General features: G+C 71.9%; 21 protein-coding genes. 11 read left to right on the forward strand and 10 right to left on the reverse strand.

The features are described from left to right. Window positions 1-52: 52 nt before the first annotated feature. Window positions 53-1084 carry a LacI family DNA-binding transcriptional regulator gene (locus NOSIN_RS09255; protein ID WP_077690338.1) on the forward strand — a complete coding sequence of 344 codons (1032 nt, stop codon included), beginning with the start codon at window positions 53-55 and terminating at the stop codon, window positions 1082-1084. Window positions 1085-1134: 50 nt separating this feature from the next. Here the strand turns inward: NOSIN_RS09255 and NOSIN_RS09260 are convergent, their stop codons facing one another. After that, window positions 1135-1920, reverse strand: a complete 786-nt coding sequence (locus NOSIN_RS09260) for an SDR family oxidoreductase (protein WP_077690339.1) — start codon at window positions 1918-1920, stop codon at window positions 1135-1137. 79 nt (window positions 1921-1999) lie between these two features. On the opposite strand from NOSIN_RS09260, the gene NOSIN_RS09265 reads away from it, so the two are divergent. Beyond that, window positions 2000-2473, forward strand: coding sequence for an RrF2 family transcriptional regulator (locus NOSIN_RS09265; protein WP_077690340.1), 474 nt, complete (start codon window positions 2000-2002; stop codon window positions 2471-2473). A gap of 182 nt (window positions 2474-2655) precedes the next feature. On the opposite strand, the gene NOSIN_RS09270 is transcribed toward NOSIN_RS09265, so the two are convergent. After that, window positions 2656-3075 (reverse strand): DUF6069 family protein, encoded by a 420-nt coding sequence (locus tag NOSIN_RS09270; protein WP_077690341.1) that lies wholly within the window; start codon window positions 3073-3075, stop codon window positions 2656-2658. Between the two features lie 329 nt (window positions 3076-3404). On the opposite strand from NOSIN_RS09270, the gene NOSIN_RS09275 reads away from it, so the two are divergent. From NOSIN_RS09275 to NOSIN_RS09290, 4 genes are all read left to right on the forward strand, one after another. After that, the gene (locus NOSIN_RS09275; protein ID WP_077690342.1) at window positions 3405-4583 is read left to right on the forward strand and encodes a sensor histidine kinase; all 1179 of its coding nucleotides are present in this window, start codon (window positions 3405-3407) and stop codon (window positions 4581-4583) included. Further along, window positions 4571-5233 carry a response regulator transcription factor gene (locus tag NOSIN_RS09280; protein ID WP_077690343.1) on the forward strand — a complete coding sequence of 221 codons (663 nt, stop codon included), beginning with the start codon at window positions 4571-4573 and terminating at the stop codon, window positions 5231-5233. The genes NOSIN_RS09275 and NOSIN_RS09280 overlap by 13 nt, the downstream gene beginning before the upstream one ends. A gap of 101 nt (window positions 5234-5334) precedes the next feature. Further along, window positions 5335-5934 (forward strand): class I SAM-dependent methyltransferase, encoded by a 600-nt coding sequence (locus tag NOSIN_RS09285; protein WP_227014309.1) that lies wholly within the window; start codon window positions 5335-5337, stop codon window positions 5932-5934. A 671-nt stretch (window positions 5935-6605) separates the two neighbouring features. After that, entirely contained in the window at window positions 6606-7487 is an 882-nt protein-coding gene (locus NOSIN_RS09290) for a hypothetical protein (protein WP_077690345.1), read from the forward strand. Between the two features lie 60 nt (window positions 7488-7547). On the opposite strand, the gene NOSIN_RS09295 is transcribed toward NOSIN_RS09290, so the two are convergent. The 3 genes from NOSIN_RS09295 to NOSIN_RS09305 form a co-directional block, all read right to left on the reverse strand. Continuing rightward, on the reverse strand, window positions 7548-7922 hold the full coding sequence (locus tag NOSIN_RS09295; protein ID WP_077690346.1) for a DUF2784 domain-containing protein: 375 nt from the start codon (window positions 7920-7922) through the stop codon (window positions 7548-7550). A 358-nt stretch (window positions 7923-8280) separates the two neighbouring features. Further along, on the reverse strand, window positions 8281-9129 hold the full coding sequence (locus NOSIN_RS09300; protein ID WP_216349810.1) for an SDR family NAD(P)-dependent oxidoreductase: 849 nt from the start codon (window positions 9127-9129) through the stop codon (window positions 8281-8283). After that, on the reverse strand, window positions 9126-9479 hold the full coding sequence (locus NOSIN_RS09305) for a nuclear transport factor 2 family protein (protein WP_077690347.1): 354 nt from the start codon (window positions 9477-9479) through the stop codon (window positions 9126-9128). The genes NOSIN_RS09300 and NOSIN_RS09305 overlap by 4 nt, the downstream gene beginning before the upstream one ends. A 140-nt stretch (window positions 9480-9619) precedes the next feature. Here NOSIN_RS09305 and NOSIN_RS09310 point away from each other — a divergent pair, with 140 nt between their 5' ends. Beyond that, window positions 9620-10108, forward strand: a complete 489-nt coding sequence (locus NOSIN_RS09310) for a winged helix-turn-helix transcriptional regulator (protein WP_143832901.1) — start codon at window positions 9620-9622, stop codon at window positions 10106-10108. A 75-nt stretch (window positions 10109-10183) separates the two neighbouring features. Here NOSIN_RS09310 and NOSIN_RS09315 read toward each other — a convergent pair whose 3' ends face one another. From NOSIN_RS09315 to NOSIN_RS09335, 5 genes are read right to left on the reverse strand one after another with little or no spacing between them, the layout of a single operon-like run. Next, window positions 10184-11272: a mandelate racemase/muconate lactonizing enzyme family protein gene (locus NOSIN_RS09315; RefSeq protein WP_077690349.1), complete on the reverse strand. Its 1089-nt coding sequence runs from the start codon at window positions 11270-11272 to the stop codon at window positions 10184-10186. Between the two features lie 2 nt (window positions 11273-11274). Beyond that, window positions 11275-12180, reverse strand: a complete 906-nt coding sequence (locus tag NOSIN_RS09320; RefSeq protein WP_077690350.1) for a 5-dehydro-4-deoxyglucarate dehydratase — start codon at window positions 12178-12180, stop codon at window positions 11275-11277. 60 nt (window positions 12181-12240) lie between these two features. Next, a complete protein-coding gene (locus NOSIN_RS09325) occupies window positions 12241-13200 on the reverse strand; it encodes a sugar phosphate isomerase/epimerase family protein (protein WP_077690351.1) in 960 nt (319 codons plus the stop codon). Then, window positions 13197-14357, reverse strand: a complete 1161-nt coding sequence (locus tag NOSIN_RS09330; protein WP_077690352.1) for a dihydrodipicolinate synthase family protein — start codon at window positions 14355-14357, stop codon at window positions 13197-13199. Before NOSIN_RS09330 ends, NOSIN_RS09325 begins: the two co-directional genes overlap by 4 nt. Beyond that, window positions 14354-15508 carry a Gfo/Idh/MocA family protein gene (locus NOSIN_RS09335; RefSeq protein WP_077690353.1) on the reverse strand — a complete coding sequence of 385 codons (1155 nt, stop codon included), beginning with the start codon at window positions 15506-15508 and terminating at the stop codon, window positions 14354-14356. The genes NOSIN_RS09330 and NOSIN_RS09335 overlap by 4 nt, the downstream gene beginning before the upstream one ends. Before the next feature lie 644 nt (window positions 15509-16152). Between NOSIN_RS09335 and NOSIN_RS09340 the strand changes: the two genes are divergently transcribed. The 4 genes from NOSIN_RS09340 (at window position 16153) to NOSIN_RS09355 (ending at window position 18855) form a co-directional block, all read left to right on the forward strand. Continuing rightward, window positions 16153-16563: a peptidase inhibitor family I36 protein gene (locus tag NOSIN_RS09340; protein WP_170293586.1), complete on the forward strand. Its 411-nt coding sequence runs from the start codon at window positions 16153-16155 to the stop codon at window positions 16561-16563. A gap of 125 nt (window positions 16564-16688) precedes the next feature. Next, the gene (locus NOSIN_RS09345; RefSeq protein ID WP_077690355.1) at window positions 16689-16862 is read left to right on the forward strand and encodes a DUF2804 family protein; all 174 of its coding nucleotides are present in this window, start codon (window positions 16689-16691) and stop codon (window positions 16860-16862) included. A gap of 320 nt (window positions 16863-17182) precedes the next feature. Continuing rightward, complete coding sequence (locus tag NOSIN_RS09350; RefSeq protein ID WP_077690356.1) at window positions 17183-18742, forward strand: sodium-dependent transporter; 1560 nt, start codon at window positions 17183-17185, stop codon at window positions 18740-18742. Beyond that, window positions 18742-18855: a methionine/alanine import family NSS transporter small subunit gene (locus NOSIN_RS09355; RefSeq protein ID WP_077690357.1), complete on the forward strand. Its 114-nt coding sequence runs from the start codon at window positions 18742-18744 to the stop codon at window positions 18853-18855. Before NOSIN_RS09350 ends, NOSIN_RS09355 begins: the two co-directional genes overlap by 1 nt. The last annotated feature ends 165 nt before the right edge of the window (window positions 18856-19020 follow it).

Here is a 19020-nt window from a genome sequence, read left to right on the forward strand (position 1 = left end):
CGCTAGGCTAGGAAAGAGTTTTCCCATGGGCCGAGGCAGGAGAGGAAGCGGCGTGGAGTCCGGTTACGTGACCCTGGAGCAGGTCGCCGAGCACGCCGGCGTGTCCTTGGCGACCGCGTCCAGGGTGATCAACGGCAGCACCCGGCAGGTGAGTCAGCGCCTGCGCGACAAGGTGACCGCCAGCGCCCAGGAGCTCGGCTACCTGGCCAACGCCTCGGCCCAGACCCTGGCCCGCAACAGCAGTTCCCTGGTCGGCCTGCTCGTCCACGACATCTCCGACCCCTACTTCTCCTCGATCGCCGCCGGGGTCACCCGCCACACCGAGGAACAGGGGCTGGTCCTGGTACTGGGCACCACCAGCCGCTCCGCGCAGACGGAGGGCCGCATCCTGGCCACACTGCGCGCGCACCGGGCCCGCGCGGTGGTGCTGGTCGGGTCGCGCTCCACCGACGAGGAGAGCAACCGGCGCCTGTCCGAGGAGATCCTCATGTTCCGCCGCCAGGGCGGACAGGTGGCGTGCGTGTCCCAGGAGGGCCTTCCCGCCGACACGGTCACCCCCGACAACCACACCGGGGCCGCCGACCTGGCCCGCCGCCTCATCGCCCAGGGACACCGCGAGTTCGCCATCCTGGCCGGTCCCACCGACCTGCAGACCGCCCGCGAACGCCTGGACGGCTTCCACTCCGCGCTCTCGGGGGCGGGCCTGGAACTGGCCCACCACAACGTGGTGCACGGCGCCTTCACCCGCGACGGGGGCTATGAGTCCACCCGTCGCCTGATGGCGGTGGGCACCGACGCCACCTGTCTGTTCGCGGTCAACGACGTCATGGCCACCGGGGCGATGGCGGCCCTGCGCGACCTGGGGCTGCGTGTGCCCGCCGACCTGTCGGTGGCCGGGTTCGACGACATCCCCACCCTGCGCGACCTGACCCCCGCGCTGACCACGGTGCGCCTGCCCCTGGAGGAGATGGGTGAGCGGGCCGCCGTGCTCGCCCTGGACGGCGAGCCCGGCGACCAGCCCCGCGTGGTCACCGTGCGGGGCGAGGTCGTCGAGCGCGAGAGCACCGCACCGCCCACCCGCTGACCCCGTTCCCCGCGGACGAGGGGGTGGGCTCCCCCACGGGGCGAACTCCCTCACCGGAGCGGGACTCCGCCTCCCTCGGCCACTCCCCCACGGCCGGAGACCACTCCCAGCCACTCGTCGAAGGTGGTCGGTGCGATGCGGGCGCCCTCGCCGGGCAGGAGCACGTCGCCGGCCATCTCCGGTCCGAGGACCGTCGACCAGGTCGGTACAAGCCTCACCGCGCGACCGCGCGCCTCGTTGGTGCGCCGGGCCATGTCCACCAGGTCCTGTGTCCCGGGGCCCGCGACATCGGTGTAACGCCCCCGCGGCTCGCCCACCGCGATCTCGGCGAGGACGTCGGCCACGTCCGCTGGCGCGACCGGTTGCACCAGCAGCGGTGCGACCATGGCGACACCGTCCCGCTCGGTCCAGCTCGTCACCATCGCGGCGAAGTCGTGGAACTGTGTGACCGGAACGATCGTCCACGGCACCGGGCCCGCGGCCACGAGGCGCTCCTGCTCCCGCTTGCCGGCGTAGTGGGCGTTGCCCTCGACACGATGGACTCCGACGATCGAGAGCAGCACGTGGTGTCGCACGCCTGCCCGCTCCTCGGCGGCGAGCAGGTTCCGTGTGGTGGTGCTGAGGTAGGCCGTCGTCCGATCCCTGTCGGTCACGGGTCCGTTGGTGGCGTCGACGACCGCTTCGGCGCCGGACAGGGCGGCGTCGAGACCCTCGCCTGTGGACAGGTCCACGCCGAGCGAGCGGCTGATGCGTACGACCTCGTGTCCCTCCCGTTCAAGGGCCGCGACCGTGAGTGTTCCGATGTTCCCGGTCGCGCCGGCAACCGCGATCCGCATGATGATCTCCTCTCTCGTCGCCGTGTGAACCCTATCAAGGACTAAATGGATCCATAATGTCTGCGATAGGCTCGGAGCCGTGAAGCTACCTGTGAGCACGGAATGGGTTCTGCACTGCACCACGACGCTGGCACAGCTCGATCCGGGAGTCAGCGCGTCGGCGGCGCAGCTCGCCCAGTACTACGACCTGCCGGCGCCCTATCTCACCAAGCAGTTGAAGAAGCTCGTCAGAGCCGGGCTGCTGGCCGCGACCACGGGCCCGCGTGGGGGGTTCCAACTCGCGCGGCCCGCCTCCGAGATCACGCTCCTGCAGATCGTCGAGGCCGTCGACGGCACGTCCCCACCGTATGAGTGCCGCGAGATCCGCCAACAGGGACGGGGAGCCCTGCCCCCCGGCGAGTGCCGCCGTACCTGCGTCCTCGCCGAGAAGATGGCCGAAGCGCACGAGGCGTGGCGGCACAGCCTCGCAGGGTCCACCGTCGCCGACGTCATCGCCACACTGCCCGCGTCCGCGCCGTCCCGCACCCGACGGCGCCTTTCGGAGACGGGATAGCCCCCGATCCGCACACGACCGGTAGCGCTCCCGAGAGGCGCCCGCCCCGCCTCGGCGACGGGCCGCCGAGGCGGGAACGAGGAGGGGACTCGGGGAGCCGGGGGTCATTCCTCTTCGGCGTCCCCGGGACCGCGAACGCCCAAGAGGGCCCTTCCCGGTCCGGGACCGTGGCGGTGAGCCGCTCAGGCGCGGGCCGAACGGCCCAGGCCCAGGATCAGCACCACGCCGACCAGGACGTGCATCCCCGCCAGCACCAGCACGACCACCGGAGCGGCGCCGCTGGTGACCGGTCCGGCCAGGGACAGCACGAGCACGATGTAGGCGACGACCGACCACACCCGGCCCGGACTCCGCACGGTGCGCTCCAGGACCATCAGCAGGGCCCAGGCGGCCAGGCCGAAGACCAGGCCCGCCACGGCCACGGCCACGGGCCCCACGACCCGGGGCCGCCCACCGGGGAAGGCGGTCAGCTCCACCCCCGCCAGCGGAACGGCCAGGGCCCACAGCACCAGGGGCGCGAGCACCGCGGCGGCCACGGTCAGGGCCCGCCACGCGGTGGGCCGGGAGGAGGTGCCGGGAGCGGTGGAATCCGTGGTGGTCATGGGAACTTCCTCGCAGTCGTCGGTGTCGTGTCGCGGAACGGGGCCGGCCGTCTGGCGGAGAACGGGCGCAGGGCTCCGTCCGCGCGGTATCCCGGCAGGACGGATGGTCCCACCGGTCCCGGGTACGGTGCGCCGACCGCGCCCCGCCGCCGGGGACACCGCGACCGGGCGGTTCGGCGCACCGGCCTCTCGGCGTCCAGGGCCCACACTCCCCCTCACGGCACCGCCGCCGCATCGGCCTCGGGGCCGCACGGGCACCGACCTCGGGCCAGGCGGACTTCGACTTTGGTCGGTGTCGGCCCCGGCCCGCCCGGAGCTAGGCTGACCGGGTGCGAAGCCCGATGGACACCCGTTCCGCGCGCTGGGGATCCCCCTGGACCGTGGCCGCGGTGGTCGCCCTGGTCGGCCTCCAGGTCGCGGCGACGGTCTGGGCGCGCTGGGGCGAGCACGCCGACCCCTGGTCGCGGTGGCTGGACCTGTCCGTGGGCATCCTGGCCTGCGTGCTCTCCCCCGCCCTGCTGCGGTGGCCGGTCGCCGGCGCGCTGGGCTCGGCCGTACTCGCCGTCCTCTCCCCCGCCGCCACCCCGGTGGTCGCGCTGGGCGTGCTCCAGGTCGCCCGCCGGCGCGCCTTCCCCCTGGCCGTCGCGGTCGCCACGACGGCGGTCGCCGCGCACGCGGTCCAGGGCCTGCTCCAGCCCAGCAACGGCATCTCCTACGCCTGGTGGCTGGCCCTGGTCGCCGCCGCGTCCGGCGCACTGGTCTGCTGGGGCGCCCTGGTCCGGGCCCGCTGCGCGCTGGTGATGTCGCTGAGCGAGCGCGCCCACCGCGCCGAGGCCGAACAGGGCCGCCGGGTGGCCGAGGCACGGATGCTGGAGCGCACCCGCATCGCCCGCGAGATGCACGACGTGCTCGCCCATCGGCTGTCTCTGCTGGCCACCTACGCCGGGGCGCTGGAGTACCGGCCCGACGCCCCGCCCGAACAGCTCTCCCGCGCCGCCGGGGTGGTGCGCACCGGCGTCCACCAGGCCCTGGAGGAACTACGCGAGGTGATCGGTGTGCTGCGCGAGGAGGACGCCGGGGACGAGGGAAGCCCGCAGCCGGTCCTGACCGACCTTCCCCGGCTGCTGGAGGAGGCGCGCGCCGCCGGAGAGCACGTGGACCTGCACGATACGGTGGCCGACCCCGCGGCCCTGCCCGCCTCCACCGGCCGCACCGCCTACCGCCTGGCCCAGGAGGGACTGACCAACGCCCGCAAGCACGCCCCCGGCCAACCGGTGAGCGTGCTCGTGGAGGGCGGTCCCGGCGAGGGCCTGGTGATCGACCTGCGCAACCCCGTTCCCGGCCCCGACGGGACGGCCCCCATCGGGGAACAGCCCCTCCTGACACCGGGCAGCGGGACCGGCCTGGTCGGCCTGACCGAGCGCGTACGCCTGGCCGGGGGGCGCCTCGACCACGAGCGCACACGCGAGGGCTTCCACCTGAGAGCCTGGCTACCATGGCCCCCATGAGCCGTCCGCCACGTGTCCTGATCGTCGACGACGACGCCCTCGTCCGCGGCGGCCTGACCATGATGCTCGACGGAGTCCACGGCATCACCGTGGTCGGCGAGGCCACCGACGGCGACGAGGTCCTGGCCGCGGCCGACACCCACTCCCCCGACGTGGTCCTGATGGACCTGCGCATGCCCCGCGTGGACGGCATCACCGCCACCCGCAGGCTGCGCGCGCGCACGCCCCCGCCCGAGGTCGTCGTGCTCACCACCTTCGACACCGACGAGAACATCCTCTACGCCCTGCGCGCCGGCGCCAGCGGCTTCCTGCTCAAGGACACCCCGCCCGCACGGATCGTGGACGCGGTCCTGCGGGTGGCCGCCGGGGAACCCATCCTGTCCGCGAGCATCACCCGGCGCCTGATGGAGCGCACCGCCGTCCAGGCGGGCTCCTACCAGCGCGCGCGCACGGCCCTGGCCCGGCTCAGCCCCCGCGAGCACGAGGTGGCACTCGCCGTGGCCAGGGGCCACAGCAACGCCGAGATCGCCGCGCGGCTGTACATGAGCGTGGCCACGGTCAAGGCCCACGTCTCCAGCGCCCTGACCAAGCTCGACCTGGACAACCGCACCCAGATCGCGCTGCTGGCCCACGACGCCGGCCTGACCTGACACCGAAACGCACCGTGCCCCGGACGTGCGGCGACGCCGCCCCGGCGGCGGTTGACGGGGGCTGACGGGCTCGCGCCGAGAGGGCGGCCTACTTTGAGGCCATGACGAAATACGCGTGGATGTACCGCCTCGGCCTCACGCCGTGGGAGCGCTACGGAGCCGCGGGCGGAGCACAGCTCGGCACCCTGCTCGACCGCGAGGCGAAAGAACGTCCCACCGCCCCCGGGCGGGCGTTGGACATCGGATGCGGACGCGGACAGTTCACCCCCGAACTGGCCCGGCGCGGATGGGAGGCGGTGGGCGTCGACATCGTTCCGAGGGCGATCGAGGCCGCTCGGCGCCAAGGACCCGCGGAGATCACCTACGTCCTGGGGGACGCGACCGACCTGGAGCCGGCCGGCCTGGGCACATTCGACCTCTTCCTCGACATCGGCTGCCTCCAGGGCCTTGACACGGGCCAGCGGGCCGCGGAGGGACGAGGTGTGACGGCTCTCGCCGCGCCGGGGGCCACCCTGCTGATACTCGCCTTCGGGCCGTCGCGGTACCAACGGCTCGTCGAGGGCGTTTCGCGGGCGCAGATCGAAGCCGCGTTCCCGGGATGGGAGGTCCTCTCGGTCGAGGACGCGGTCACCGACGGCCTGGGGTGGCCGATGAACCAGACCTCGCCGCAGTGGTACCGGTTCCGCCGTACCGCCGGGTGACCGGGTTCCCCGGCGGAGCTGACCCCGTTCCCGCGGGGGCGGAGACGGCCGCCCCCTCTGGAACGCCGTGGGCCACCACCGGGTTCGGTACTGGTCCGAGGGAAGGCCGACGGGGTCCCGGTACCGGCTCGCGCTCACCGACGAACCGGCCCGGCAGCGCCAGGACCTGCGGCGGTACCCGGACCGCGCTGCCGGCCCACGACGCCGGCCTGGCCAGCCCCGGGTGGCCACGTTCACCGGGCCTCGGCCCCGGCCCCGGGTCGACGGCGCGCACCGGCCACGGCCGGACCCTTCCGCAAGGGCTCCAAGGGATGGCCGTTTACGGCCAAACCACGCGACGGGCGGCGGCGACGGACTAACGTCACCCCAGGTGTGCTCTCGCGAGGAGGATCGGCGTTCACCATGGGCAGGGACGAGGAGAGGAAAGGCGTCGGCGGCCAAAGGCCCGGCGGCTCCCCGAGGCCCCCGCGCCCGCCGGGCGGACGACCGCCGCATCCACCTCCCCGGCAGCGTCGACGAGCACGGACTCCGCTCCCCCGGTGGACGCGCGGACGTTCGCGGGTCCGGCCCCCGTCGAAGCCGTCCGCCCTCGACCTCCTACAGAGCGGTACTTTCCCGAGGGCCGGAGCGCGTCACGACGGACGCGCCTGACGGCGCTGGCGATCGCCGCCGTGGCGCTCTTTCTCTTCTCCCTGGCCGGCTACGCGGGGGGCTACGTCTACGACCGGTGGTCCACCGAGTCGCTGACCCGTGAGGAGCGGGCGGCCGAGACGGAGATAGACCAGGAAAAGGAGCCGTTCACCAGCTCCGTCACCTACGACACCTCCGTTCCCCACAACTTCAAGATCGTCCTCGACCGGCCCCTGACACCGGAGGAGGGGGAAACGCTCCAGGCCACCCCGGTCGAGGAGGTCTGGGACTTCCTGCGGCCCCTGGGCGGGCGGCTGATCCGCTACCCCGCCAGTATGAACCCCGCCTCTCCGGACGGGTGGACCTGGCACGGAACGAGCATCCCGCCCGACGCGACGGTGTTCACCATGGACCTGCTGTCAACGCGCACCTCCCAACTGAGCATCGTGGGCATGACCCCCGTCAACATCTCCTGCGCGGAGTCCACGGCCGCGACCGTCGTGGAGTTCTCACCGCAGGGCGAGGCCTCCTACCCGGGCGTGGTCGTCGATCTGCGCGAGGAGGACCCGACTCCGTACATCTCCGACGAGGGCCCCGACCAGGGGCTGCCGTACTTCGGCCACAGGCGGATCGATCTCGGCGGCGGGCTGGAGCCGGGCGGGCTGCGGGTGGAGGCGCTGGTACACGGCCAGTCCTGTGAGTGGGAGATCCGGGCGCGCTACCGCGACGCCCGGGACAACACGGACGAGGTCGTCCTCCGCGACGGCGACCGGCCCTTCTTCGCCGAGGCGCTGCCCGACCGGCCCCAGCAGTACTGGGTGTGGGGACACGGGTTCGGCGACTCGGAGGGAAACCCCTTCCTGCCGTGCCACGAGATGCCGGACGAAGCCGGCTGCGCGCACCTGTTGGGGAACACGTCCTGACCACGGCCCGACCCGGGCGGCGGTCCCCGTCTCACCCGGGCCCCGGAGCGGCCCCGCGGCTCACACCCCGGACCGCTCCCGCGAGCGCCGCCGCAGGCACGTCCATCCCACGCCCGCCCAGGAGAGCGCCACGATCCCCGCCATGACCAGGCGCGAGGTCAGCAGGTGCTCACGCGGATACAGGGTGCCGGTCAGGTAGAAGTCGATGAAGCCGTCCTCCATCACCGCGCGCCCGGTCTCCGACCGCGACCAGTTCTCGATCTCGGTCAGAAAGCACGGCCAGTCGACGATGACGATGCCCAGGGCGTAGGCGGCCACCCCCAGGTGCACCCAGAACAGCCGGGGCCGGCGCCAGGCCAGGAAGCCGCCGAAGACGACGAAGCAGAGGAAGGAGAAGTGCAGGACCATCGCGGTGTGGCCGAGGAGAGGGGTCATGTCCCGAACCTAGGGACGCGCCCGCCCGCGTACATCGGTACACGCACCCACCTCTGCCGAGTACCCGTACTCATGACGGGGCCGGGGCGCCCCCGCCACGGGGTGCCCCGGCCCGCCGGCCGCGAATCCGGTCCAGCTGGGTCCTCCTGCGCCGGTCACCCAGGAGGACCGAGCAGCGCTCGGCGCGGTGTCAGCCCACGGTCCTCTTGGCGAGGGCATGGCCACCTTCCGTCTTCCCGGTCTGGTCGCCCGGCTGGCGTTGCAGCGAAGAACCGCGCTCAGCGCCAGATCCTGTTCCGGTGTCCCCGGACACTCCCCTCGCGGGGTCGGCGGCCGTCTGGGGTACGGGAGGCCGAGGTCATCCGCCCGGTGGGAAGTCGGCTCCCTCAGAGAGGGCCTCGTCGGCGCGGAGCGCGACCAAGGACTCCTCCCAGCGCGCGGCGACCGCCTCGTAGCCCTCCGCGCCCAGGACCAGGCGGTGCGGCGGCTCCCGCCTCTCCATGGCGGCGAGAACGGCCTGCACTCCGCGCTCCGGATCACCCGGCTGGAGGCCGTCCTGGGAGACCATGGCGGAGCGCACCTCCTCCAGCATGGGCAGGTAGGCGGTCAGTGCCTCTCGGACGGGCTCGTCGGCGAATCCGGCGTAGGCCCGGGTACGGAACGCTCCGGGCTCGACCGCCATCACCCGGATGCCGAAGGGCTCCGTCTCGCGTCGAAGGACCTCCGTCATTCCTTCCAGGGCGAACTTGGCCGCCGTGTAGAAGCCGAATCCGGGCGTTCCGACCAGCCCTGCGACCGACGACATGTTGACGATCCATCCGCCTCCCCTGGAACGCATGCCCGGGAGGACGGCACGGGTGACATGCAGGACGGAGAAGAAGTTGACCTCGAAGGTGCGCCGCACGGCGGCCTCGCCCATCCCCTCGATTGATCCGTACCAGCCGCGTCCCGCGTTGTTGACCAGGACGTCGATGCCGCCGAAGTGTTCCTCGGCAGTGGCCACGGCGGCGCGCACACCGTCCGGTTCGGTGACGTCGAGCGGTAGGACGAGCGCGTCGCCGTCGTGCTCCTCCGCCCAGGCGCCGAGCTCCTCGGGGCGGCGCACGGTCAGGGCGACCCGACCTCCCCGGGCGAGCACGGCCTCGGCGTAGGCCATACCGAACCCGCCCGGGGTGCCTCCCGTGATGAACCAGGTGACGGCGTTCACGGCTCGATCACCAGCCTTGCGATGCACTCCTCCCTGAGGGTGAAATGGTGGCGAAGGTCGATCTCCCCTCCGGGAAAGTCCCCCTCAAGGTGCTGGACGACGGTGTACCGGTCCTCGCCGCCGGTCTCGGCGCGGACCGGCACGGCCGTGTAGGCGAACGCGTTCCCGGCCTCCTTCGCCCAGCGGGTGATGGCACCGATGCCCTTGTGGGTGCGCCCGTCATCGACGACGGTGGCGTCGGTGGCGAAGAAGGACGCCGCAGTCGCCGCGTCGCGCGCGTTGTGCGCGGTCAGGTAGGCCATGACGGTCCCGGGGAGACGATCGAGGTCGACGGCTCGGATGCTGGTCATGAGATCCTCCGAATCACGGGAGTGAGCGGCCCGTCGGCCGCGCCATCCCGAGCGTGGTCATGGGAGTGGCCACCCCAAAGTTACTTCTAAAATGGAAGTTACTAGCTTCGATATTAGCAGCAACCATGGAGGAGAGTGCCGTGACCGGTCGGATACGCCGGGAGGACCGCGAGTGCCCGCTGTCGACGGCGATCGAGTACGTCGGCGACTGGTGGACGCTCCTGCTGCTGCACGACGTCTTCGACGGCTACACGCGCTTCGACGAGTTTCAGCGGAACCTCGGCATCTCGTCCAGCATGCTCACCGGACGACTCAGGAGGCTGGTCTCGGACGGCTTCCTGGAGCGGCGGCCCTACCAGAGCAGACCCGTTCGCCACGAGTACGTGCTCACCGAACTGGGCCGCTCGCTGCGCCCGGTCGTCGTCACCCTGGCCGCCTGGGGAAACTCCCGGCTGGCCCCCGAGGAACGCCGCATGATCCTGGTGGACGCGGAGAGCCGCGAGGAGGTCGAACCGATCGTGGTCGACGCGGTGACCGGGCGGCGCCTGGACGACGCGGACGCCTACGTCTTCACCGCGGGACCGGCCGCCGGATCGGAGATGAGGGAACGCTACACACCTGACGAATAAGCGGCCCCGCCCACACGACGGGGCCGGGGCGCCCCCGCCACGGGGTGCCCCGGCCCGCCGGCCGCGAATCCGGTGCTAGGGGGAGGCGTCCGCGACCGGCGTGAGCGTGTCGGCGAACACCAGGCCGTGGCCGTGCCCGGTCTCGGCACGCACCCGTCCCCGGTCGAACTCCACCCCGCTGGGGCGGGCCAACGCACCCAGCGCGGCGAAGGAGGCCCGGTCGATGTCCTCGACCATGGCCACCCGGGGCAGGCACAGCGCCAACTGCCCCGACAGCTCGGGCAACAGGTGCGGAGCCACCGGCACACCCCGGCGCGCCATCGACTCCGCGATCCGCAGGAACGGGGTGATGCCGCCCACCCGCACCACGTTGGGCTGGGCGACGTCGCACACCCCCAGCTCCACGGCCCGCTCGAACTCCGCGACCGTGCGCAGGTTCTCCCCCATCGCGAACGGGACGCGGGTACGCTCACGCAGCCGGGCGTGCGCCTCCAGGTCCTCCGCGGGAAGCGGCTCCTCCACGAAGTGCGGGTCGAGGTCCTCCAACGCCTCCAGCGCACGCACCGCACGCGGCACGTCCCAGCGCTGGTTGGCGTCCACCATCAGCAGGCGCTCGGCACCCACCAGGTCGCGCACCGCCCCCACCCGCTCCACGTCGCGGGCCGGGTCGGGCGATCCCACCTTCATCTTGACCGCCGAGTGCCCGGCCTCCACCCACCCGCGCACCTGCTCCACCAGGTCCTCCAGGGGGTAGTCCAGGTTCACCCCGCTGCCGTAGGCGGGCACCGACTCCCGGCGCCGCCCCACCAGGTCCACCAGGCTCGTCTTCGCTGCCTGGGCACTCAGGTCCCACAGGGCGATGTCCACCCCGGCCAGCGCCATCAGGGTGAGCCCGCTGGTGCCCGCCTCACGCAGGTGCCAGCGCAGCTCCTCCCACCGGGCCGGATGGGCACGCTGTCCCACCAGCGCGGGCCGGACGTCGTCGTTGACCAGAGCGGCCACCGCCCGCGCCCCGATCAGCGGGGTCCACGCGAAACCCGTGCCCACCAGGCCGGCGTCGGTGTCCACCCGCACCACCACGACGTCGTTGCGGTCCACACCCCCGTCCCAGGACCGGTGCAGCGGCAGCCGGAAGGCGCGGGCGCCCACCTCGGTGACGCGCACGCTCACGCCCCCTTGACCAGGGACAGGCCGGTCTCGATCAGCTCGGCCAGAGCGGCCTCCTCCTCGGCGGTGGGGTCCACGAACGGGGCCCGCACCCCGCCCATGTCCACACCGCGCTGCCGGGCGCCCGCCTTGACCAGCGACACCGCGTACCCCGGCACCCGGTCGCGCAGGCGCACCAGCGGCTCGAAGAACTCGCGCATCAGGGTGTCGGCCAACGGGTCACCGGCGTGGAAGGCGGTGTAGAAGGCGGTGGCGACCTCGGGCACGAACGCGAACGCCGCCGAGGAGTACAGCGGCACCCCCACGGCCCGGTAGGCGGCCACGGTCAGCTCGGCCGTGGGCAACCCGTTGAAGAAGGTGAACTCCTCACCGCGCACCTCGCGCACCGCCAGCACGATCTGGTGCATCCGCCCCAGGTCGCCGACCCCGTCCTTGATACCGACCACCGTGGGGATCCGGGCCAGCTCCGCCGCGCTCTGGGGGGTGAAGACCATCGAGCCGCGCTGGTAGACCACCACCGGGATGTCCACGGCCGCGGTCACCGTGCGCACGTACTCCACCAGCCCCCGCTGCGGGGCGCCCACCAGGTAGGGCGGCAACAGCAGGACCGCGTCCGCCCCCGACTCCTTGGCCGCGCGGGCCTGTTCGATGGCGGTGCCCACGCTGCCGCCCGCACCGGCGACCACCGGCACCCGGCCCGCGGTGACCTCCACCGACCGCCGCACCACGGCGGCGTGCTCGGCGGCCGAGAGGGCGTGCACCTCACCGGTGCCGCAGGCCGCGAACACCCCGCCCGCGCCGTGCTCCACACCCGAGGCCACGTGCTCGGACAGCACGGCCTCGTTCACCCCTCCCCCGGCGGCGAAGGGGGTCAGGGGAAAGAACAGGATTCCGTCGAAGTTCATACTGCTCCTCGTGCTCCTTGCCGGGGTGGCCCGGGGACGCCCCGGCGCCCCCGGACCACCTCACAGGACGTGCTGGACGTGACGGCGGGCCACGGTGGCGATGACGTCGTCGCCGTCGGCCTCCCAGACCCGCTTGTTGAAGATCTCCACCTCGATGTCGCCGTCATAGCCCGTGGCGTCCACCGCGCGGCGCAGGGCGCCCACGTCGGCGTGGCCGTCACCGACCATGCCCCGACCCAGCAGGGCGTCGGCGGGGATGGGCAGTTCCCAGTCGCAGGCCTGGAAGGAGGCGATGCGCCCGCCCGCCCCGGCGCGGGCGATCTGCTCCCACACCTGGGGGTCCCACCACACGTGGTAGGCGTCCACCACCACGCCGACGGCGGCGGCGTCGAAGCGCTCGGCCAGGTCCAGGGCCTGACCCAGCGTGGAGAGCACGGCACGGTCGGCGCAGAACATCGGGTGCAGGGCCTCCAGGGCGAGCCGGACCCCGCGCTCGGCGGCGTAGGGCACCAGTTCGGCGAGGGCGTCCGCCGCCCGCTCGCGGATCCCGACCAGGTCGCGCTCACCCTCGGGCATACCGCCCATGACCATGACCAGGCAGGGCGCGCCCAGCTCGGCGGCCTCGTCGACGGCGCGCCGGTTGTCCTCCAGGGCCGAGGCCCTGTCGGGAGCGGTCAGGAATCCGGCACGGCAGTGGGAGGACACCCGCAGCCCGGACCTGCGCAGCAGGCGGGCGGCCTGTGCCAGACCCATCTCGGCTACCGGCTCACGCCACACGCCGATGGCGGGCACCCCGGCGCGCAGACAGCCGTCCACGGCCTGGGTCAGGCTCCAGTACTTGACGGTGGCCTGGTTGAGCGAGAGCCGTGCCAGCCGCGGGTCACCCGGCTCGGGCGTGGGCACCGCGGCGGGCAGCCCCGAGGGCACGTCCACCGCCGTGGGAACAACCGCCGGAGCGGTCGTGGTGGGAGCGCCCTCCTGGGGGACGGGCGCCTCGGCGCCATCTGGAAGCGTGCTCACTGGCTCACTCCTGACACCTCGAGGAGCGCCCGCATGCGAGACGCCGCCAGGTCGGGGTCGGTCAGGGCCCCGGCGGCGTCGGCCAGGCGCACCACCTGGGCCAGGTGGGGCAGGTCGCGGGCGCTGTGCAGCCCACCCACCATGTGAAAGCCCTTCTGGTGGCCGTTGAGCCAGGCCAGGAAGGCGATACCGGTCTTGTAGTAGAAGGTGGGCGCGGCGAACAGGTGCCGGGCCAGGGGGACCGTGGGATCCATCAGGGCCCGGTATCGCCCGGTGTCGCCCTCGTCCAGGGCCGCCAGCGCGCGGGCGGCGGCCGGGGCGATGGCGGCGAAGATGCCCAGCAGGGCGTGGGAGTGGCCCTGCTCGTCGCCCAGGACCAGGTCCGGGTAGTCGAAGTCGTCACCGGTGTACAGGCGCACGCCCTCGGGAAGCAGGCGGCGCAGCCGCACCTCCAGGGAGGCGTCGAGCAGGGAGACCTTGATGCCCTCCACCTTCGCCGCGTGCTCGGCGATGAGGGCGGCCACCGGCTCGATCGCCTCGGCCGGGTCGGCGTGGCCCCAGTACCCGGCCAGGGCCGGGTCGAAGGCGGTGCCCAGCCAGTGCAGGATGACCGGCTGGTCGACCTGGCGCAGCAGGTGTCCGTAGACCTTGGCGTAGTCCTCGGGGCCCGAGGCGACGGCGGCCAGGGCCCGGGAGGCCATCAGGATGGGGGTGGCACCGGCGCCCTGGACGACGTCGAGCTGTTCCCCGTACGCGGTGATAACGCTTTCCAGATCGGCGTGCGAAGGATCGAGCTGGTCGGTGCCCACACCGCAGGCCAGGGCGGCGCCGCGCGCGGCGGCCTCCGCCCCCGACCTGCGGATCAGCTCGGCGGTGGCCGCCCAGTCCAGGCCCATGCCGCGCTGGGCGGTGTCCATGGCGTCGGCCACGCCCAGCCCCTGGTCCCACAGGTGGTGGCGAAAGGCCAGGGTGGCGTCCCAGTCCAGGCGGGCGGGCGCCCCGGGGGCGTTGGGGGAGAGCGGGTCGGCGACCACGTGGGCCGCGGCGTAGGCGGTGCGCGAGCGCGCGGGGGGCAGCGGGGAGGTGTCGACGGGGGTGCCGGCCAGGGTGTGGGGGGCTGCGCGGCCGTCGGTGGTGGGTAGCAGGAGTGTGTTCATGCGAGGGTGACCTCGTCCAGTTCGATCGTGCGCCCGGTGCGCGCCGACTGCAGTCCGGCCTCGGCCATCTGCAGGCCGCGGGCCCCGGAGATCAGGTCGTGCGGGAAGGGCGTGTCCAGGACCACGTGGCGCAGGAAGTTCTCCCACTGGGCGCGGAAGCCGTTGGGGAACTCGGTGTTGTCGGGAACCGGCTCCCACTGGTCGCGGTAGCGGCCCGGGTCCTCCAGGTCGGGGTTCCACACCGCCTTGGGCGTGGCCGAGCGGTGCTGGGCGCGGCAGGAGCGCAGTCCCGCGACGGCGCTGCCGTGGGTGCCGTCGACCTGGAACTCCACGAGCTCGTCGCGGGCCACGCGCACGTTCCAGGAGGAGTTGATCTGGGCGATGACACCGCCGTCCAGCTCGAAGATGCCGTAGGCGGAGTCGTCGGCGGTGGCCTCGTAGGGCTCGCCGTTCTCGTCCCAGCGGCGCGGGATGTGGGTGGCCACCTTGGCGGTGACCGCCCGCACCGGGCCGAACAGGTGCTCCAGGATGTAGTGCCAGTGCGGGAACATGTCCAGCACCATGCCGCCGCCCTCCTCGGCGCGGTAGTTCCAGCTCGGGCGCTGCGCGGGTTGCCAGTCACCCTCGAAGACCCAGTAGCCGAACTCGCCGCGCACCGACAGGATCTGGCCGAAGAAGCCGCTCTCGACCAGTCTGCGCAGTTTGAGCAGGCCGGGCAGGAACAGCTTGTCCTGGACCACGCCGCTGCGCACGCCCGCGTCGCGGGCCAGCTTGGCCAGTTCCAGGGCGGCGCTGAGCGTGCTCGCGGTGGGCTTTTCGACGTAGATGTGCTTGCCCGCGGCGATGGCGGCGCGTACGGCGGCCTCGCGGGCGTGCGTGATCTGGGAGTCGAAGTAGATCTTGACGTCGTCGTCGGAGAGCACGGAGTCCAGGTCGGTGGACCACCGCTCGATTCCGTGGCGCTCGGCGATCTCGCGCAGCTTGTGTTCGGAGCGCCCGACCAGAACGGGCTCGGGAATGATCCGGGAGCCGTCGGGCAGGCGCACGCCGCCGGCCTCGCGGATGGCCAGGATCGACCGGGTCAGGTGCTGCCGGTATCCCATGCGTCCGGTGACGCCGTTCATGGCGACACCCAGCATGTGGTCACCCATAGGTTGTTACCATCCTTCCGTGTGAAAGCGCTTTCCAGAGTACGCCAAACCTACCTCCCACACCAGAGGGAGCCCGGGACCAGCCACGACGTATGTGGTCTGGACCGGAACGGTAGGAACCACGTGCGGCATTGGCACGTGGGCCTGAGTTGTGGCCCCAGGGCCTGGGGCCATACGCGAGAGGAGCCGCGTCTCCGCTGGTCAGCGCGATCAGACCAGGGCAGGTCCGCTCCCGTGGCGGCGTGTCCGCCCGAGCCAGCCACCGCGGTGCCGACGGCGTGGGCTTGACCCGTCCGGCCCAGAACGAGGACGGGGGCGCCACTGGGCGGCACGAGGTGCTGCGCCCGCCCACACCACACCTGTCCGGACTCCCGCGGGAACGCCGCTGGTGGTCGGCCCGGCCCCGTCGAGACCGCCCCCAGCCGGAGAGTCGGCGGAGCTTTCCCGCACCCGGAGCCGCAAATAAATTAACACAAATCCGAAAAATGCCATTATCGGTGCATTCTAGTAGAGCGCGTGCCAATGGCGCGATGCCTCAGGCGGATGCGTCGATTCGGGACGGGGACGTGAGAACCCCCTTTCCTTTCAGCAGCGCGGATGCTTTCATGAGAGGCGATCGCCGTACCACGAATTCGGAGAGGCACATGGCACGAAGAGAAATTTCGTTCACCGCGCTCGGTATCGCACTTCTGTCCTCGCTCGCCCTGGCGGCCCCCGCAGCCGCTGACACCACACGGGCCGAGGCCCTGACCACGTCCAACAGCTGCGGTATCGATCACATCTGCATGTACGAGGACCCTGGCTACCAAGGATCGGAGTACATCGCCATGTATGCCACGTCGCCATCGAACTCGGGCAGCCTCGTCGACATCGGCGGCTGGGACGGTGACAACGAGATCAGCAGTGTCGCAAACCGCACCGGCTTCCACATCTGGATGTACGACAACGACAACGGCACCGGCTATATGGGATGCGTCAGCCCCGGTCAGTGGATACCGGAGTTGTGGCGCGATAACGAGATGGAAAGCTTCAGATTCGCCGACTCCTGTCGCTGAGCCCCAGCCCGGAGGCGTTAGGACTTTCAGGACGCGGTGAAGGGGTCGCGGCCCACACGCCGTCGGCCCCGGCCGTTGAAGCGTCGGCCGCCTCCGGTGCGCCTCTGGGCGCACTTCGCACCCTGATGGGTGGCGCTCCCGGCTCCGAGGGCGCGCCGACCGTACCGACGCCGGGGTGGTCGTCAGCGACACACCAGCTCTTCGGCCACTACACCGGCACCGTCCGCACCGACAAGGGCGAGTCCGTCGGCGTGGACGGCCTGCTCGGCTTCGCCGAACACGTCCACATGCGCTGGTGAGGCGCCCCGCCCTCCAGCGCGCTTCGCCCGGTGCCGTGCCCGCCGGCGCGGCACCGGGAACCGGTCCCCGAACCGCACGAGGCCCCCGGCGGTTCGCGCGCTCCCGGCCGCGACGCCACGCGCGTGCGCAAGTACGCCTGAATGTGTCTGGTAAGTGTGGCTTGGGAGTTTTGGGGCAATGTGCAGGTCAAGACAAAAGGCGCTGAAAAGCCCATGGTCGAGCGACGCCGTGTACAACAGGCCCGCCCCACGATGCTGACCAGGCCAACTCCTGCTACCGTGCGGATCGCGAACTACGGGATGATTTAGGAGACCTGAACATGGTCCAACAGACTCGCGAGCAGTGGGGGACGCGCGCGGGCTTCCTGATGGCGGCGATCGGATCCGCTGTCGGCCTGGGCAATATCTGGCGATTCCCCTACATCGCCTACGAGAACGGTGGCGGCGCCTTCCTGGTGCCCTACCTCATCGCCCTGATCACCGCTGGTGTTCCGCTGCTGATCCTCGAATACAGCATCGGGCACCGCTACCGCTCCTCCGCGCCGCTGTCCTACCGGCGCATCGCCAGGCCCGCCGAGGCCATCGGCTGGTGGCAGGTGGCCATCTGCTTCGTGATCGCGATCTACTACGGGGCCATCATCGCCTGGAGCTGCGCCTACCTGGTCTTCTCCGTGCGCGAGTCCTGGGGCGAGGATCCCAACGCCTTCTTCTTCAACGAGTACCTCCAGATGAGCGAGGCGCCGGGCGCGATCTCGGGCTACGTCTCCGGAGTCGCCCTGCCGCTCATCGGCGTGTGGGCCGTGGTGCTGCTGATCCTGGCACTCGGCGTCCGCAACGGCATCGAGAAGGCCAACAAGATCTTCATCCCGCTGCTGGTGGTGCTGTTCCTGGTCCTGGTCGTCCAGGCACTGACCCTCGACGGAGCCGCCCAGGGCCTCAACGCCCTGTTCACCCCCGACTGGAGCGCCATGCTCAACGGGAGCGTGTGGGTGGCCGCCTACGGGCAGATCTTCTTCTCGCTGTCCATCGGCTTCGCCATCATGGTCACCTACGCCTCCTACCTGCGGCGCAGGACCGACCTGACCGGTACCGCCATCACGGCGGGCTTCGCCAACAGCTCCTTCGAACTGCTCGCCGGTATCGGCGTGTTCGCCGCACTGGGCTTCATGGCCACCACCGCCGGCACCGGCGTCGACGAGGTCGCCACCTCCGGTATCGGCCTGGCCTTCGTCGCCTTCCCGCAGATCATCTCGACCCTGCCCTTCGGCGGCGCCCTGTTCGGCGTGCTCTTCTTCGGCTCCCTGACCATCGCGGGCATCAGTTCGCTGATCAGCATCGTCGAGGTCAACATCTCGGCCGTACGGGACCGCACCGGCCTGGGCCGCGTCCCGGCCGTGCTGCTGGTGGGCGGCCTCACCGCGCTGGTCTCGATCCTGCTCTTCCCCACACCCCAGGGACTGCACTACCTGGACGTGTTCGACCACTTCATCAACCAGTACGGCATCGCCCTGGCCGCCCTGGTGATGCTGATCGTGTTCGCGTGGGCCCTGCGCAGGCTGACGGTGTTCCAGAACCACGCCAACGCGGTCTCCACCCTGCGCCTGGGCGTGTGGTGGAAGATCGCCCTGGGCGTCATCACCCCCGTCCTGCTCGGCTTCATGATGTGGGACAGCCTGCGCACGGAGCTGATGGAGAACTACGGGGGCTACCCGTCCGGGTTCCTGCTCACCGCCGGATGGGGCGTGGCCATCGGCGCGATCGTCTTCGGCATCGTCCTCTCGCTCCTGCCCTGGAAGCGGGCTGACGCCCTGGCCGCCCAGGACGCCGAGTACGCCACGGCCACGGACGCCGAGACCACCTACAAGGAAGGGGACCGCTGATGTCCGCCAGCGCGATCGTCATGATGATCGTCTCCATCGTCCTGCTGTGGGGCGGCCTCCTCGCGGCCGTCCTGCACCTGCGGCGCCACCCCGAGGAGCACGGCTCCGACTAGGGCCCGGCTCCCGGACGCGGGACCGCACCACGGGGCGGTGGACACCTGAGGCGGTGTCCACCGCCCCGTCCGCGTCCACGGCCCCCACAGGACGAGGGCCCCGGGCACGCGGCTCCGGGGCCCCGACCGCCTCCCGGCCGCGGCGGCGACTCCGCCCGGCAAGGA

Origin of the sequence: Nocardiopsis sinuspersici (assembly GCF_001998325.1) — a bacterium.
Taxonomy (GTDB): domain Bacteria; phylum Actinomycetota; class Actinomycetes; order Streptosporangiales; family Streptosporangiaceae; genus Nocardiopsis; species Nocardiopsis sinuspersici.

What these genes read in the sequence shown, in the direction of transcription:
- NOSIN_RS09260 (WP_077690339.1), bottom strand. Translation starts at nt 1,920, where the DNA reads ATGCGGATCGCGGTTGCCGGCGCGACCGGGAACATCGGAACACTCACG.
- NOSIN_RS09270 (WP_077690341.1), bottom strand. Translation starts at nt 3,075, where the DNA reads ATGACCACCACGGATTCCACCGCTCCCGGCACCTCCTCCCGGCCCACC.
- NOSIN_RS09280 (WP_077690343.1), top strand. Translation starts at nt 4,571, where the DNA reads ATGGCCCCCATGAGCCGTCCGCCACGTGTCCTGATCGTCGACGACGAC.
- NOSIN_RS09285 (WP_227014309.1), top strand. Translation starts at nt 5,335, where the DNA reads ATGACGAAATACGCGTGGATGTACCGCCTCGGCCTCACGCCGTGGGAG.
- NOSIN_RS09295 (WP_077690346.1), bottom strand. Translation starts at nt 7,922, where the DNA reads ATGACCCCTCTCCTCGGCCACACCGCGATGGTCCTGCACTTCTCCTTC.
- NOSIN_RS09305 (WP_077690347.1), bottom strand. Translation starts at nt 9,479, where the DNA reads ATGACCAGCATCCGAGCCGTCGACCTCGATCGTCTCCCCGGGACCGTC.
- NOSIN_RS09320 (WP_077690350.1), bottom strand. Translation starts at nt 12,180, where the DNA reads ATGAACTTCGACGGAATCCTGTTCTTTCCCCTGACCCCCTTCGCCGCC.
- NOSIN_RS09330 (WP_077690352.1), bottom strand. Translation starts at nt 14,357, where the DNA reads ATGAACACACTCCTGCTACCCACCACCGACGGCCGCGCAGCCCCCCAC.
- NOSIN_RS09335 (WP_077690353.1), bottom strand. Translation starts at nt 15,508, where the DNA reads ATGGGTGACCACATGCTGGGTGTCGCCATGAACGGCGTCACCGGACGC.
- NOSIN_RS09340 (WP_170293586.1), top strand. Translation starts at nt 16,153, where the DNA reads ATGGCACGAAGAGAAATTTCGTTCACCGCGCTCGGTATCGCACTTCTG.
- NOSIN_RS09345 (WP_077690355.1), top strand. Translation starts at nt 16,689, where the DNA reads ATGGGTGGCGCTCCCGGCTCCGAGGGCGCGCCGACCGTACCGACGCCG.
- NOSIN_RS09350 (WP_077690356.1), top strand. Translation starts at nt 17,183, where the DNA reads ATGGTCCAACAGACTCGCGAGCAGTGGGGGACGCGCGCGGGCTTCCTG.
- NOSIN_RS09355 (WP_077690357.1), top strand. Translation starts at nt 18,742, where the DNA reads ATGTCCGCCAGCGCGATCGTCATGATGATCGTCTCCATCGTCCTGCTG.